Genomic DNA, 16,077 nt, shown 5'->3' on the forward strand with positions numbered 1-16,077 from the left:
TATTTTCGATTGTCTCCACCATTAATATCTTAAGTTCTAGAATGTTTGGGTCATTTTCTGCGCGTGAATGAAGTAAATTATTCGCAGGAGGATACTCATGACACTATCTGCGTTTCGAAAATCTCTAAAAGCCAAAAACATTGTTCAAATGATCCGCGAAGGTGTAATTGGAGATGGTACTCTGATACCAGGACTCTTTGATGATGTGCCTTTGGTATATGCAGATTATGTTGCTTCTGGGCGTGCGCTCAGACAAGTCGAGGATTATATCCTTAAATCCGTCCTGCCGTACTATGCAAATAGTCATACTGAGGCATCTTATTGCGGTTCGTTTATGACGCGACTACGCGCAGAGGCACGTAGTGAAATCTCGAAGTTAACCAATGCAGAATCGTGCAGTGTGGTTTTTGCAGGCTCTGGCGCTACAGCAGGACTAAACAAACTAATTTCTCTATTTGGCATCAATGAAGCTCGCAATGCTGTCGTATTCATTGGTCCCTACGAGCATCACTCCAATTTGCTGCCATGGCGTGAATCTAATGCTCAGGTTGTTGAAATTCCAGAGGCGGATCAAGGCGGCCCTGATCTGGAAGCCTTGGAAAAAGCACTTCAAGAACATCGTGAGGCCGATGTGAAAGTCGGTAGCTTTTCTGCGGCATCTAATGTCACAGGCATTATCACACAACCTGATGATGTAACTCGATTGCTTAAAAAGAACGGCGCACTATCGGTTTGGGATTATGCAGGAGGCGGCCCCTATCTACCTATTGATATGAACCCTGCCGCCGATTGTCAAAAAGATGCGGTTGTTTTGTCTCCCCACAAGTTTCCCGGTGGTCCGGGCGGCAGTGGCATTCTAATTGTTCGAGATAATTCTGTATTGCGCCAAACGCCATCTTGGCCAGGCGGAGGGACCGTTACTTTTGTTTCCCCATGGGATCATAGTTATTCACCCAGCATCGCCGGTCGTGAAGAATCCGGTACACCAAATGTCGTTGGCGATATTCGTGCCGCGCTTGCATTCATTATAAAAGATGAAATTGGGCAATCATTGATTTCTAGCAGGGAAACGGAGATGAACAATATGGCCATAGAGTCTTGGTCACAAAACCCTCACTTAACTTTACTTGGAATTAATCACCCACACCGCTTGCCCATTTTCTCATTTTTGGTATCTCGGTCAGACGGATCACATTTCCACCATCAACTGTTCACGCGGATGTTGAGCGATGTATATGGTATTCAAGCGCGAGGGGGATGTGCGTGTGCAGGAGCTTATGCACATCGCCTTCTGAACATAGATAAAGTGGAATCCGCAGAATTATTCAACAAACTCAACCAAGGAAAAGAATTGTCAAAACCGGGTTGGGTGCGTTTGAATTTCAGTTACCTCATGAGCAACGAAAAAGTTCAATACGTTATAGATAGCGTAAATGACCTAACGGACCGTTTGGAGGAATTAGAAATGAGATATACCGCTGATCCGGAAACCGCGAGATTCATGATTCCCGTCGAGAAGGCTGAGATCGCCTAGAAGCTCCGGAATTGACACGGCACTGTCTTTTAAAAGATGGTGAATTATGTCTGTTTTAGAACTTAAAGCAGATATGCTGGGTTTCATTTTGGGATTCAAAATCTCTGGGCTTGAATGAATTGGGTTGATAGAGATTAGTTGAGATTGAGGACAAAAACTCTAGTCTTACCAATCAGTTGATGCGTTAAGTTGGTTAGGTTTAGGGCAGGGTGGTTAGAGAACTAGCCTGCATCATAATCCGCGTGTCGGGGGTTTAAGTCTCTCTCCCGTTACCAAAATTCCTATATTATATAATGGGTTAGGATGATATCGGAAGTGTCTTCTCAATCGGTTTATTTAGTATGTAATGAAACACGTTTGTTGATCTCAGCCATATGAGCCACAGTATGGCATGCTCGGTTCAGTTGTCTTGTTGTTAAGGGTGAACCTAGAACACGACCTGGAAATAACCATCCCCCACTTAGCCCATTGTTTGGTTTGTATGCCTTCCAGTAATCACGCAGTAATATCAACAACTGTGGAGATAACATCACGTATCGATCTTTACGTCCTTTGCCTTGTTCAACACGGATGAGCATGCGGGTGCTATCAATATCGGATGGTTTTAATGAAAGAACCTCAGATGCGCGAAGATCTGCTCCATAGGTAATTGATAAAGCCGCTTTGTATTTTAGATTAGGTGTAGCATCCAGAAACCGTACCACTTCATCGGGACTAAGTACTAAAGGTAGCTTTCTTGGTTGGCGTACAAATGGCAAAACTTTAATGGCGTCACCCCGGTCAAGCACAGTGACAAACAAAAACCGCAAGGCTGACATTGTTGCATTGATCTTTGTGGGGGATGAATCATTCTTGGTCATGTGAAGATGGTAACTACGCAGATCTTCATTGCTGGCCTTATCCGGTGAACGCCCTAAAAATGTAACCAGTCGTTCCACACAACGCAGATAATCTGTTTGCGTCTTCTTAACAAACGAGCGCAATTGCATGCCTTCTACCATTCGCTGGCGAAGTGGGCTGTCCTTGAGGTCACCCGCTGGATTAACGGCAATAGTGTGTTTTGTGATCTTGGTATGCATGACAATACTCCTGTCTGATATGAGGTTAAACACCTCAATCATCAGGAAAATCTCACGCCATATGACCAAAATCAGAAAACATGGTTATTGCGCACTGTCTAAGTACCTGGAAGTAAAGTCTACACGCCGCAACTATATCGCGGAGCGGTTTAGTCCTTTTGCACGAAGGAGACAATTCTACCAACAAACCAAATTTCATCTAAATACGTTAGATATTGGCCTCAGCTTTCTAAATCTATATCTTTTACCTGTTTAAAAGTACCCGCATTAAAGCGAAAGGCATCTTCGCACACTGATGCGAGTGCCGCGATACTGACTAAAAATCCAGAGATGGGCACTATTGAGATGGCATATTTTTTTGGCATATAGTTTGGCTTAAAAACAAAACCTTCATCTTCCCATGCGAAATACCACATCTCCCAATACTTACCGCCCATTGTATCCACGGCTTCCAAACCATAAATAATCATCACAAGACCGAGACAGAAAATGACCAATGACCAACATTGTTGAACAAGAAATGCTCCCCGTAGGGATAAGCGAGAGTATATTAAATCCAAGGCAATATGATCTTTATCGCGAACAGTCAGTGCAAGCGCAAAAAAAACTAACCAAATATTACTAAGGACTGTGAGAAGATCACCCCAAACTGGGGGGGCCTCAAACACATATCGCATGACAACATTGTAGACAGCAAAGACCACCATTAACAGAAGAAGAATAGCGCAGAATGCGGTTAGAGTTTTCTTAACTGCACCATCAATGAATTTGATTGTCGTAAACATTACGAAAACCTCCTCTAGTTTTTGGGATTGCATCTACTTGCCCACTAGTGAGTTTATACTGGTATAGCGCGCCCATCATTTTACAAACCCAAATAATGTTGGAAGTAACATTGTAAATTCCGGCACAACAATTAGTACAAACAATAGTGCGAACAACGCGATTAGATATGGCAGCATTGCAACAGCCACCTTTTCAAGCCTAACCTTGGCAATTGCACCAGCAGTGAAAAATGCCACTCCGACCGGCGGTGTAACAGAGCCAATTAGGAAGCCTACAACCACGATCAATGCAGCTTGAACATCTGGATAACCTGCTTTGACCATCACATCTACCAGAACGGGACCAGCAATAATTATGTTAGCTGCAGAATCCATGACCATCCCCAGCAAACAGATAAACGCGACCAGAACAATGGCGAACAGAAACTGATTATGCGTGTAACTTAGAAGCCACTGTTCTAAATCGTTGATCGCTCCCAATGATGTTAAAAGCCAACTAAAGGGTCCGGAAGCGGCAATTATAATAAACACCATTGCCGAGTTGCGAAATGCGCGGACAAAGGACCCCTTACAATTCGACCACGTGATAGTGCGATAAATAAACAGTCCAACAAACAAGGCTATTGTCGCTGTCAATGCGCCCGCTTCAACCACGCCAGCAATACCAAATACGACTGACCCCACTAATACAATTGGAATAAGCAATGCAAAAGAAGATTTATAACCAACAATTGCAAGTGCTCTGAAACTAAATGCCTCATCATTGCGTTCAAAATTATTTCTTCGAGCTATGATATAATTGATCACCATAAGCAAGATGCCAATCATAACACCAGGCACAATGCCCCCGGCAAATAATGCACCGACCGAAATCCCCCCAGCGTTCGCTAGTACAATCATCATAATGGAAGGAGGAATGATGCCGCCAATTGTTGAGCTAACCGCGGTGATCGCTGCAGCAAAAGCAGGAGGATACCCAGCCTTTTTCATTGCTGGGATCATTAAGGACCCTACGGTTGCTGTGTCTGCAACAACAGATCCATTCATACCTGCAAAGAACATGCTGACCAGAACATTTGCCTGCGCCATGCTCCCGCGCATACGACCGATAAGGCGTTGACTTAAAGCCACGAGCCTGTCTGTTATGGTAGCACTGGTCATGAGCTCGCCTGTTAGCATGAAAAAAGGAATTGCTGTCAGTGGAACAGCGTCAATTGCGCTAAACATTTGGCTGGGAATGAGAATCATCGGAGCTGCATCGGTGATAAGAATATAAACCACCGGAATAAGAATAAGCGTAAAGCCTACTGGTGCACCCAGCATAATAAGCAATACAAGTATGACTAGAAGTATTACGCTTTCCATGGGGCACTTCCTATTATCACCAATTTCAGGAGGTCATCCCAAGTGGCTCTTTTAAAATGATTGGATACAAATTGTGACGCGAAAATTAATCCGCGCCACTCACTTTTTATGCTTACGCTCGAAAGGCGACCTTATAGAGCGCCTGCGTCTTTAAGCTGAGCAATAAAATCGGTCATGCCTTGCTCTTGAAGAACACGTTCAGCGGTGACTGGATCAAAGCTGCCTTTAGCGTTGAGCCATGCATCAATTGCACCTGCACGCCAAAGCTTCAACTCGTCCTCAGAGGGAACATACCATTCGTTGATTGAGGCTTTGATTTCTTTTTCGCCTGCTTCAACCCAATTGCGATCAAGTTCCTGCACACGTTTACCAAAGGCTGTTGCTGCTGTGTGCAACCATTCTCTTTCCTGATCGGATAGTTTATCGTATTGCCCCTTATCCATGGAAAGCTGATTGCCTGACCAGGATCCACCAATTTCGGTGAAGTATTTCGCGACTTCGTGCAGTTTTGCAACATGTTGCCATGGCGTGGCAACATACTGCCCAGAAACAACACCAGTTTGCAGACCTTGATAGAGTTGCGCCCAGTCATAAGGCACAGGGACTGCGCCCCAATTCTTTACAAGTGTATATTCAATCGGACTTTTTGTAACACGCCATTTCAAGCCTTCCATATCGGCAGGAACATGCACAGGACCACTAGAATTAGCAAGTTGTCTGAATCCACCACTGGAATATACAGTTAAACAAATATGTCCGGCTTCTTCAGCAGCAATATCACATTGTTTTTTCGCAAGCCATTCTGTTGAAATACGGTCTGCATCTTCAATGCTTTTAAAGATATATGGTAGATCAAAAATCGACAAAGCTGTGCCGAAATTGCCAAAATTGGCTGTAGAGCTTGTCCAGAGTTGTAATAGACCCTGATTTGCCTGCTCCCCGCAAGATTGCTCGCTACACAAAGATTTCCGGTAGTGAGGCTCAATGGTCAATTCTCCTCCGGACACTTCATTCAGTGTTGGGATCAATGCTTGATCAATTGCGTCACCAATAGGCATTCCTAAAAAGCCAACAGTACCTAATTTGAGAACCTTTTCTGCATTCGCAGCATGCGCCCCTAGCATTAAGGTCGCCGCTGTAACGGCTACCGTCAAAACTGAATTCTTCTTCATTTGTAATCTCCCATTTATCAGGCCAAACGCCTGTACTCTTCCCAGTAAGTTCTTCGACCCATCATTCACACATGGGAAAGCGGAAAAAAGGTACAAATAACCTGATAAACAGGGACAGATAGAATATTTGTTTACATTCAACGACAGACAAAACCACAGTGATAATTCAATTTATCTGATTTTTTTCAGATACTTATCATATAAATTGCCATCACCACAAACTGCCAAAAGCACATACAATTGAGATAAAGAAGTAATAACTGTCCTTATCAAAGCTTTAATCTGCTCCTTACATGTGATCCCAAAACTTAGCTAAGACAGATGTAACGAGGACCATTGGTTATTGAAAATCAATATTTAGTAATTTGGTGATTAAGCGCAATATACGTCGCCAAAACCGTATTTTGGAGAGGCTGACATGAAGTCAATTAGACCATTCAGTGTAGATATTTCAGACGAGGTTATTAAAGGTATTCGCGCACGTGTTGCAGCGTTTCCATGGCACGAAATGCCGGATGATGGGGGGTGGGACTACGGTACAAATCTTGATTACATGAAGGAGTTTTGCGATTATTGGGTTCGCGAATACGACTGGAAAAAACACGAAACTGAGATCAATCGTTTCTCTCATTTCAAAGCGCCAGTCAATGGAATTGACCTACACTTCATTCATGAAAAGGGTAGTGGGAAAAATCCTAGACCATTGATCATTAGCCACGGCTGGCCAGGCACGATCGTAGAGTTTCTGGACTTTATTGATCTTCTTGCTCACCCTGAAAAACACGGTGGGAATATAGAAGATGCGTTTGATGTCGTTGCACCATCGTTACCGGGATTTGGGTTTTCAGGACGTCCTTCTCGCCCCTATGGACCGAGGGAAATGGCAAATGTATTTAACACACTGATGACCGATACATTAGGATATAAATCGTATATGGCCCAAGGTGGAGATTGGGGTGGTGCGATATCTAGTTGGCTTGGCTATGACCATGGACCAGTCTGTGAAGCAATCCACATCAATGTTCTGACAATGCGCCATAAGGACGGACCGCAGGGGCCGCAAGAAGAAGCTTGGGCAGCTCAATTTGAAGCTGATCAGATCATGCAAAATGGTTACCGAACCCAGCAAGCGACCAAACCCCAAACATTGAGCTACGCAATGATGGATAGCCCTGTGGGAGTTGCAGCATGGATACTGGAAAAAATGAATAGTTGGTCAGATACCGAAGGTGATGACATCGAAAGCGTCTACACTAAAGACCAACTTCTCACAAACATCATGGTTTATATCACAACCAGAACCTTCAACACAGCATCATGGATCTATTACGGACGTCGGGAGGAAGGTGGCAGAATTTTGTCGCCAGAAGGCAGGCGAGTAGAGGTGCCAACAGGATGTGCGGTGTTTCCTAAAGAAATGCTGAACTGGCCACCGCGCAGCTACGCAGAGCGCATCTACAACGTAACCCAATGGAGTGAGATGCCTAAAGGTGGTCATTTTGCCGCTATGGAACAACCAGACTTGCTAATTGAAGACATTCGAAAATTTGCACGAAGCCTTAGTTGAATACTGATATAAAGCTCGAAGGATAAATTTATGGAAATGACAAAAGCCGACTTTCACAAAATTCGGGATAACATAAAAATTAACACGCAGGCATTTATAGATGGCAAGTTCTGTGAAGCCGAAGATGGTGCCAAACTTGAGACGATAAACCCTGCCACAGGTGAGTTGATCACATCATTTACTCATTGTGGGCCTGCCGATGTTGATCGAGCAGTTAAAGCTGCAAGACGCGTATTTAATGATGGGACTTGGTCACGTGCTAGTCCAGAATATCGAAAAGAAATCCTGTTTAAGTTGGCTGAGCTAGTTGAACAAAACAATCATGAATTGGCGGTTTTGGAAAGCATTGATGCAGGCAAAACAATCTCCGATTGTCTACAGGAAACGGGCTCCGAAGCAGTAAATTACTTCCGCTGGTATGCTGAATTAGCTGATAAAACTTTTGGTAAGGTTGCCAATACCGGCGAGGATGCTTTGGCGTTGATTGTCAAGGAACCCGTAGGAGTGGTTGGGGCGGTTGTACCATGGAATTTCCCATTTTTGATGACAGTCTGGAAAATAGCCTCAGCTCTTGCAGCAGGTTGTTCAATCGTTATCAAACCAGCTGAACAAACGCCACTGAGTGCAATAAAGCTTGGCGAGCTAATTAGTGAAGCAGGCATTCCAGAAGGTGTTGTTAATATTCTCCCTGGACTTGGGGAAACTGCCGGTCAAGCGATCGGTCTTCACAATGATATTGATGTTGTTACCTTCACTGGTTCAACGGAAGTTGGGCGTATGTTTATGCGTTATTCAGGCGATAGTAATTTAAAAGGTGTGGGATTGGAGCTTGGAGGTAAAAGCCCCTTCATTGTACTTGATGATGCCGACATAACAGATAACTTGATTGAAGATGCTGCAATGGCAGCGTTCTGGAATGGTGGACAAAACTGCTCTGCCAATATGCGCCAGATAATTGCTGCGCCACTTGTCGATGAATTTCTGGATAAAATGACCAAACGTGTCGCTCAGTTTAAACTGGGTGATCCGTTAGATCCAGAAACCACAATAGGGTCTATGATATCCAGTGACCACAAAAACATGGTGTTAGACTACATCAACAAGGGTAGCAGCGAAGGGGCTAGATTAATTACCGGTGGTGACTCTGACAGGACAGGTAGTTTCATCGAACCTGCTATTTTTGATGGGGTGAAGAATGATATGACCATCGCACGTGAGGAGATATTCGGTCCAGTTTTGGGTGTGATGCCGGTCAAATCAGTGGAAGAAGCGTTGACCGTTGCCAACGATACTGTTTATGGGTTGCATGCAACTGTTTTCACCCGTGATATTGATAGGGCTATATCAATGGCGCGACGTCTACCTTGCGGTACAGTCGCCATTAATGGATTTACTGAAGGTGATATTAAAACACCTTTTGGTGGGTATAAACAATCTGGCTCTCTTGCGCGCGAAAATGGTACTGAAGCGTTGGATCAGTATCTTCAAACTAAGACGATTTGGATTGCAACACAGCCAATTTGATGAATCTGTTGCCTGAAGGTAAAGTGCTTCATGTAAGTGTATGAACCAAAAGATGATAATTCCGTGGACCAATCACAAACTAAAAACACGATCGCGCAGCAAATAGGCAAGAAGGATCTTGTTCGAAGGACAGTTTGCTCACGGATTATCGAAGGGATATATCGCAGTGGGGAAAAGGTCCCGTCTTGTCGCGAGATTGCCAAGCAGCTTCAGGTTTCCAAAAACAGTGCATATGAGGCGTATTCTGGCCTTGTTGGAATGGGTATCTTACAATCTCAAGATCGCTCTGGTTTCAAGGTTGGAATGAATATTCCGATACTTCAATTAGATGAGCATATTGGTGATACACCACCCTCAACAGTAAATCGAAAACGAATTATCAATAATAACTTGCCAGATGTAAATGCACGTGCAAACCAACCAAAAAACTGGACAGAATTTGAATTTCCTTTTGTTTACAACCAAATAGATACTGAATTTTTCCCAATTGAAGCATGGCGAGAATGCTCTCGCCTGGCTCTTGGGAGAAATGCACTGCCAATTTGGACAAGTGAAGCCGTTGATATTGATTGCCCGGACCTTATCCAACAATTGCGCCAACGCCTGCTACATTATAGAGGTATTAATGTTGCGGAGAATGAAATTCTGATTACAGTCGGAGCCCAACATGCTTTGTGTATAATTAGCACACTATTTGCAGATGACAATCGACCAATCGCTTTTGAAAATCCGGGCTACCAAGAAGCTCGGCATCTTTTTCATATGTACAGAAACAAAATTGCTCCAGTTCCTGTTGATGAGCGGGGACTAAACCCCGATCAACTGCCAGACGAGTTTAAACTCGCCTATCTTACGCCGGGATGCCAGTTTCCTTCAATGGTAACCATGTGCGATAGTCGTCGAAAAGCAATACTATACAAAGCACAAGCTGCGAATGCATTTATTATCGAAGATGATTATGAAGTAGGTTTGTTGGGACATTTGAAGCCAAAACCTGCTCTTAAATCGTTGGATAAAAATGGAGATGTTATTTATGTGGGAAGCCTTTCCAAGACACTATCACCTAGTATTCGCATGGGCTTCATTGTAGCTCACCAAGATATCATAAAATCTGCCAAAATTGTTCGTTCTCTGACTGTGCGGCATCCGCCAAGTATTGTCCAAGAAACCACCGCACTATTTTTAGCTCATGGCTATCATGATTTTCATCTAAATAAACTGAGAGAAATATATTCACAACGTTGGCATGTCATGCGGGAGGCCATAGAGAACCAACTACCCATGTTTTCACCGGGCGTTGCCACAGGGGGAACTTCTTTCTGGTTAACCGGACCTAAAGATTTTGATGCCGGCGTTTTTGCAAAACGCCTTCAACACCGCGGTGTCTTAATAGAACCAGGCGATATTTTTTATCATAAAGGATCACCCAGGAACTCATTTCGGATGGGTTTTGCCGCCATCTCTACTGACAAAATCAAATCGGGTATTCAGCAAATTAGTGAAGAGGCTAATGTGTTTTTGAAGCAATAAGGTAAGACTTACCATTTCAATAAATGCAGAAAAGTGTTGGATGCCGATTGACCATAATTATATGATGGTGGCAGCTAGAATGCCTGCAAATGAAGCATAGGAGAAGAAAACAGAACCAGCGAGATTAGCAGCCTAAAATGAAACCAAGATCCATCTTGAATTGGCTGTGAACTGGTCCAAAACTAGGACCACCTCTCCATAAGGCGTCGACGGGTTAGATACTCTGCCTTTATGAGTCAATCTAATCTGAGAGACTTTTTCTAAAAGACTTTAGTTTAGAGCATATATCATTTTGTTCTTGATGAGGTAAACGTTTATCTCCACTTGAGAGAGCTTGTATCAATGCGATTACCTCATTCCTAACAAGTTCATTCTCTATTCTTAAGAAGGCATAATTGAGAGCCAAGCCGTCCTTTGGTGAAATAAAGTTGTAAGTTTTTTGTTGTCTAGTTTCATCTTCAAAAAGTAGAGCTATTGGCATACTCAGAGCAGAAGAAAGTCGCTGTATTTCGGCGACCTCAAGTGTTCCAACTCCTCTTTCAAAACTTGCAATCTGACTAATTGGTATTTCGGATCTTTTGGATAGGTCTGATATATCAATATCGAGTTCCTCGCGGCGGCACTTGATACGTTTACCAAGGCGCACCTCAATTGAATTATGATTGTTATTTGTCAAGGGAACTCCTCAAGGTTTCCAAAGTGTACTCAATCATAAATCTATATGGAATCTATTTGCAACTTCCTAAAGCTATTAGTTTATTTTGGGTAAAATACAAAAACGCCTGAACAAATTGAGTTCAGACGTTTATAGTTAAAGCAATTGCTGCCTAATTAGGCTCTTTTTTTCGTTTTGAGTTTTGATTCAACTTCATGAATACCCATCGAAATAACATACCTGATCATAGGTTCATCAATTTCGGTTGCCAGAACTAAAGCTTTTTGCAGATGAATTTCTATGATTTCTAAAGTGTCAGTGCTAATTTTCTTCACGTTATCACTCATGATTAATCCCGATTTTTATTATGTGTTGTTTGTTAACTTGCTTTTGATAAATTGAGCATCATATCTTGATCCTCAGTTCTTGAAGACAAAACACTATGATCTAGTGAAAGCAGTTCTTGTCCAATGCGTACAGTTTCGACGGTTGGCGCCGCAGTAAAAGCAACCACTTTCTTTCCATCAATACGTTTGATTTTAGAAATTGGAGTGGTGTCCCAACCCATTTCCGATAACCACGTGATATAGATAGGGTGCGTCTCCACTATCAGGTGTCTAATGCCTTTTTGTACGCAATATTCGGCTATCCCATGGAAAATAAACATGGTTTCATCATTTAGTCGCGCCAAATTTCCGAATTCAGGGTCCACTGAAAATCGGGTCCACTCATATATATCCTTTCCTGTTTCGTAATCTTGCCCATCCATAATTTCAGGATAAACATGGGAGAGGAGGTGAGGTCTATTTGTTGGAATAAGGCGCGTGTAGGACACGACACGTCCAGCTTTTAATTTCGCTAGGTGGATTGCGTCGTCGTTATCATAGTCATCTATTTCGCGCCCATCTTCACGGTAGATTGCTTTCCAATCCAATCGGTCAACAAAATACCAATGTCTGTAGCGATAAATGGATTCAAGTTCGCTTTGATATAAATCAAAATTGTATCTATCGATAACTTCTAGCATTTTAAACTCCATGAGAATTTCCCATAGAGGTTACGATGTGAAAGCAATAAATTACTAGGTGCGGAAATCCACACCTAGTAACGGATAAAAATCATCGGATAATACCTGAACGGATTGCTTCAGCTATCAGATGGGTCTTGCCACAAGTGTTCAATTTACTCCCAGCTCGCGCCAAATGCGTCTCAACCATACTCCGAGAAATCGATAGTATCTCAGCGACATCGTCGTTGGTTTTTCCTTCTGAAGCCCATAATAAACATTCTTTTTCGCGCGGTGTTATCCTGCTAACATCTCGTGGCAGCGCCTCGGGAGTAGCTGTTCTTTTAAATTTTCTTAGCTGTGCATGGGCATATATTGCAATCATGTGTAATGCGGCTTCATCTTCCTCCGAGAGGTCGTAATGATCAGTTCCAAACGTAACAATAGCTTGCTGGCCCTTGATCGAATGAATTGGTATCGCAAACCCATAAAGCATATCAAATGCACGGGCTTCATTCATGATTTTTTGAGCATTGGGAGAAAGCTTCCGACCGTTTGTTGCATCGGCCCAACAAAATGGCTCAATCGAATGAGTGCAACGATGAATTACCGGATCGGTATGCACATAACCTTGGTTTATGTAGCGCGCTTGCCACTCAACATCCCAGCCATTCAACATAAAATATGGACGCATATCCTCACCGGGCAAGGGTATACCAGAGATGCCAAAAGAGGTCATGCCAAATATTTGCGCGGTTTGAACCAATACATCGTAAACTGCCGCTTCATTCTCGCAAGATTTTATCTTAGCGACAGCGTCGATAATCGAGTCAACGAAAACTCTTTTATCAAGAAACCCTTCATCAAATATCATTTGCCCGCCCACAGGAGTAGTTAATTATGGAATTATTAAATTTTACTAATGCGAAATCAAGGGTTTTGATGAACGTAGAAAATTTTTCGATGAACATAAGTCTTTCTAATAAAACAAAAAAGAATGCACTGGACGAAGATTTATACAATGCACTTGCTGAAATGATCGAAGTCGCAAACACGTCTCCGGATGTGAAATGCATTTTTATTCAGGGTGACGATGGTATCTTTTCCATCGGGAACTCACTGGATGGGTTAACCGAAACGCAGGAGAAAAATCGACTTGGTCAGTGCACCAGACGCTTTTTACGATCCTTAGTTGAGAATAAGAAACCTTTGTTAGCACTTGTTGACGGCGCAGCTATTGGTATTGGTGCGACGCTTTTATTCCATTGCGATGTTGTAATAGCTACTAAACGCGCATTTTTTCATACGCCATTCGTTGATCTAAATGTCACACCGGAAGCTGCGTCTTCAGTGTTGGGCCCACGACAACTGGGTTATCGTAATGCTTTTAAACTTCTTGTCCTTGGTGACAAATGGCGTGCCACAAAAGCGCTAGAATATGGATTGATTGATGAAGTTGTTGATAGCTATGATGATGCGATCACTGAAATCAATAATGTGAAAACCAAAATCATCAGAAAGCCACTCAATGCGCTTATGGCTTCAAGAGCACTTGTACGGTTACCGGTTGATGATATGAACGCCGCCATGTGCCGCGAAATATTTGAATTTGAACGTTGTATCTCAGCAGCTCCGGCTTAAATGTGCATGAAAATTCTAGTAAATCTCAACAATGAAAAGTTAAAACAGAGTTCAAGAAAATGATTAGATCATGGTCATCTATCTGTATGACGTTAGCGCAGATGCCTCAGATTTAGGTTGGTCTAATTGAGAGTCCATAGTTGATTGTGCGCCATGGATTGGACAATAACTTCTGACCGATGTCAGTGGTTTTTGACAATTGCTTTCTGGGGTGATGAAGTCATATAAATCTATTGAGAACTGGTCGTCTTCATGCCTGGTAACCGCATTAGTTTGTTTCGTTAAGACAAGTTGTCAAGTTTTGACTACAAAATAAAATCAAAGCTGCTGGCAACATATTATCCACCTGGTGCAAATTGATGGCCGAAGATTTTTGTGACGAAGGTTTGAGCCACTGTGAGTTCGTCAAATATTTTGATGAAGCAGAACATATTGATGATCAAGGTTACATGTTGACAGAATTAGAGCGTCTAAGGTGCGATGAGTTGGTTCTGTTATGCAAACAATGACCACGATCAGCATTGTATTTTTTACTCAACGAATGTTGTGAGAGCATTCTGATATAGAGAAGTTCACTGAAGCATGTGGGTCTCAATGTTTTTCAGGCAAGAGCAATATTTCAATAATGGCGGCTTAGGGCCTGTGATTGGCGAGTATATGTAAGACCGCCAATTGAGAAGTGAATAAACAAGGAGAGTGTCTTTGAATGAAAGGAACTCTCCATGACGCATAAAACCATTTCAATTTTGATCGCTGCATCCGCGATATTTTGCTCAGTTAATATTGCCATGGCTGACGACACCATGAATGATATTCAGCTCGATGCACTGATTACTGGTAACACACTTTATGTTGATATTCCCAAAGGTGCCCCCGGAGCGCCAGACGGTGGAACGGCACCAATTTACTATGCCGCAGATGGTATAGCGAAAGCTCAATTGCCCGCAGGTTCATTGCTCGTGGGGACATGGTCAATCAGCGGTGATCAATACTGTATTAATTGGGATAATGGGCCAAAAAATAGCTGCACTAAACTTGTACGTGGCGTTGATGGTTTCACTGTAATTGATACAGCCTTGGCCAAACCGCGTGGCATTGTAAAACGCATCCAAACTGGAAACCCCGAAAAGCTTTAGAGAGGAAAGTTGAAATGATTTTAATTACCGTCGAGGCAACATTTGCGCCAAATGATCTGGGTAACGCAATTGCCTTATTTGATGAACAGGCAAATGAAGTCCGCATGATGGATGGGTGCAAACATTATGCGCTGTTTCGTAACGTTGCTGGTGATGGCATTGCTATTCTTCAGCACTGGGAGACTATTGAGGCGTTTGATACCTATAAGGCAAGTGACATATTTGCAAAACTTGGTCAAAGCCTGCGCCCTCTGATGTCCGCAATTCCTGTGACTCATGTAGCAAGAGTTGATAACATCTAAAGTATGGTCGATTCACCCCATGCTGCATATTGTTTTTTCCAGGATATCGAACCGCGCTCACCCTTGAGCGCGGTTTTCGAGCGTGACTACCTGCTTTATGCTGTTAAAGGTGCGCTGAATATTACTATTGATAAGCAGAGTTGGCTTTTGCCCCCATCTTTTGCGGCCTGGATTCCGGCAAACACGGCTTTTATTGTCGATATTGCAAAGCCTGTTACCAGTTGTTCAGTTCTTATTCGCCCGCAATTTTGCACCAACTTCCCTGAACAACCCTCTGTTTTTCAAATGTCTGAACTTGCGTGCGGCATGATCCAACATTGTAAGCGGTGGGGTGCTGAAGATGTACACCCGCCAGAAGCGGAAGTTTTTTTCCTTGCTTTACTTAACCTATGTGCGGACCTCGTCGACATATCTGTCGATGTCAGACGACCGTATTCGCACGAGCCTTCGATACAAAAAGCTTTGCAGATTTCCGAGGACAGGCTAGAGGAAGCGTTAAAGGCGGCGGATGTAGCGAAAGCTGCAAACTTATCAGAACGAACCATGCAAAGAAGATTTTCAGATAGTCTAGGGATGACCTGGTCGCAGGCACTTTCGCGGTTGCGAATGATTAAAGCAATTGAACTCCTGTCGGATACATCGCTTTCAATAATTCAAGTTGCAGGATATTGCGGTTTTGCCTCTTTAAGTGCGTTCAATCGAGCCTTTTTGAGCTTTGCTGATACAACACCTTCTGAATTTCGTAAAAGACTGCAAGGCTATTAGTTGGCATCATGCTCCC

At 43.1% G+C, this 16,077-nt stretch carries 17 protein-coding genes; 9 read left to right on the forward strand and 8 right to left on the reverse strand.

The features are described from left to right. The first annotated feature begins 97 nt into the window (after positions 1-97). Positions 98-1,534: an aminotransferase class V-fold PLP-dependent enzyme gene (locus AB2J24_RS00065; protein WP_367383986.1), complete on the forward strand. Its 1,437-nt coding sequence runs from the start codon at positions 98-100 to the stop codon at positions 1,532-1,534. A gap of 332 nt (positions 1,535-1,866) precedes the next feature. Here the strand turns inward: AB2J24_RS00065 and AB2J24_RS00070 are convergent, their stop codons facing one another. From AB2J24_RS00070 to AB2J24_RS00085, 4 genes are all read right to left on the reverse strand, one after another. Then, a complete protein-coding gene (locus tag AB2J24_RS00070; protein WP_367383987.1) occupies positions 1,867-2,613 on the reverse strand; it encodes a tyrosine-type recombinase/integrase in 747 nt (248 codons plus the stop codon). A gap of 221 nt (positions 2,614-2,834) precedes the next feature. Next, positions 2,835-3,398, reverse strand: coding sequence for a TRAP transporter small permease (locus AB2J24_RS00075; protein WP_367383988.1), 564 nt, complete (start codon positions 3,396-3,398; stop codon positions 2,835-2,837). Positions 3,399-3,473: 75 nt separating this feature from the next. Continuing rightward, on the reverse strand, positions 3,474-4,763 hold the full coding sequence (locus tag AB2J24_RS00080; protein WP_367383989.1) for a TRAP transporter large permease: 1,290 nt from the start codon (positions 4,761-4,763) through the stop codon (positions 3,474-3,476). Between the two features lie 131 nt (positions 4,764-4,894). Beyond that, positions 4,895-5,935, reverse strand: coding sequence for a TRAP transporter substrate-binding protein (locus AB2J24_RS00085; RefSeq protein WP_162652895.1), 1,041 nt, complete (start codon positions 5,933-5,935; stop codon positions 4,895-4,897). Positions 5,936-6,353: 418 nt separating this feature from the next. Between AB2J24_RS00085 and AB2J24_RS00090 the strand changes: the two genes are divergently transcribed. The 3 genes from AB2J24_RS00090 to AB2J24_RS00100 all read left to right on the forward strand — a co-directional run bounded on the left by AB2J24_RS00090 (position 6,354) and on the right by AB2J24_RS00100 (position 10,556). After that, on the forward strand, positions 6,354-7,502 hold the full coding sequence (locus AB2J24_RS00090; RefSeq protein ID WP_162652894.1) for an epoxide hydrolase family protein: 1,149 nt from the start codon (positions 6,354-6,356) through the stop codon (positions 7,500-7,502). A 30-nt stretch (positions 7,503-7,532) separates the two neighbouring features. Beyond that, positions 7,533-9,026: an aldehyde dehydrogenase gene (locus tag AB2J24_RS00095; RefSeq protein ID WP_367383990.1), complete on the forward strand. Its 1,494-nt coding sequence runs from the start codon at positions 7,533-7,535 to the stop codon at positions 9,024-9,026. 63 nt (positions 9,027-9,089) lie between these two features. After that, entirely contained in the window at positions 9,090-10,556 is a 1,467-nt protein-coding gene (locus AB2J24_RS00100; RefSeq protein ID WP_367383991.1) for a PLP-dependent aminotransferase family protein, read from the forward strand. Between the two features lie 241 nt (positions 10,557-10,797). Here the strand turns inward: AB2J24_RS00100 and AB2J24_RS00105 are convergent, their stop codons facing one another. From AB2J24_RS00105 to AB2J24_RS00120, 4 genes are all read right to left on the reverse strand, one after another. Further along, positions 10,798-11,232 (reverse strand): helix-turn-helix domain-containing protein, encoded by a 435-nt coding sequence (locus AB2J24_RS00105; protein ID WP_367383992.1) that lies wholly within the window; start codon positions 11,230-11,232, stop codon positions 10,798-10,800. A gap of 155 nt (positions 11,233-11,387) precedes the next feature. Further along, positions 11,388-11,558, reverse strand: a complete 171-nt coding sequence (locus AB2J24_RS00110) for a hypothetical protein (protein WP_367383993.1) — start codon at positions 11,556-11,558, stop codon at positions 11,388-11,390. Positions 11,559-11,590: 32 nt separating this feature from the next. Further along, positions 11,591-12,250, reverse strand: a complete 660-nt coding sequence (locus tag AB2J24_RS00115; protein ID WP_367383994.1) for an acyl-homoserine-lactone synthase — start codon at positions 12,248-12,250, stop codon at positions 11,591-11,593. A gap of 79 nt (positions 12,251-12,329) precedes the next feature. Further along, positions 12,330-13,091, reverse strand: coding sequence for a helix-turn-helix transcriptional regulator (locus AB2J24_RS00120; RefSeq protein ID WP_162652888.1), 762 nt, complete (start codon positions 13,089-13,091; stop codon positions 12,330-12,332). A gap of 26 nt (positions 13,092-13,117) precedes the next feature. On the opposite strand from AB2J24_RS00120, the gene AB2J24_RS00125 reads away from it, so the two are divergent. The 5 genes from AB2J24_RS00125 to AB2J24_RS00145 all read left to right on the forward strand — a co-directional run bounded on the left by AB2J24_RS00125 (position 13,118) and on the right by AB2J24_RS00145 (position 16,061). Continuing rightward, positions 13,118-13,858, forward strand: a complete 741-nt coding sequence (locus AB2J24_RS00125; RefSeq protein WP_162652887.1) for an enoyl-CoA hydratase-related protein — start codon at positions 13,118-13,120, stop codon at positions 13,856-13,858. Positions 13,859-14,217: 359 nt separating this feature from the next. After that, positions 14,218-14,367 (forward strand): hypothetical protein, encoded by a 150-nt coding sequence (locus AB2J24_RS00130; protein WP_367383995.1) that lies wholly within the window; start codon positions 14,218-14,220, stop codon positions 14,365-14,367. Positions 14,368-14,580: 213 nt separating this feature from the next. Then, positions 14,581-14,994 carry a hypothetical protein gene (locus AB2J24_RS00135; RefSeq protein WP_367383996.1) on the forward strand — a complete coding sequence of 138 codons (414 nt, stop codon included), beginning with the start codon at positions 14,581-14,583 and terminating at the stop codon, positions 14,992-14,994. 14 nt (positions 14,995-15,008) lie between these two features. After that, the gene (locus AB2J24_RS00140; protein ID WP_162652885.1) at positions 15,009-15,296 is read left to right on the forward strand and encodes a putative quinol monooxygenase; all 288 of its coding nucleotides are present in this window, start codon (positions 15,009-15,011) and stop codon (positions 15,294-15,296) included. A 3-nt stretch (positions 15,297-15,299) separates the two neighbouring features. Then, positions 15,300-16,061, forward strand: a complete 762-nt coding sequence (locus AB2J24_RS00145) for a helix-turn-helix domain-containing protein (protein WP_367383997.1) — start codon at positions 15,300-15,302, stop codon at positions 16,059-16,061. Positions 16,062-16,077: the final 16 nt, after the last annotated feature.

Source organism: Lentilitoribacter sp. EG35 (assembly GCF_040784015.1).
In the GTDB taxonomy this organism is placed as follows: Bacteria; Pseudomonadota; Alphaproteobacteria; order Rhizobiales; family Rhizobiaceae; genus Lentilitoribacter.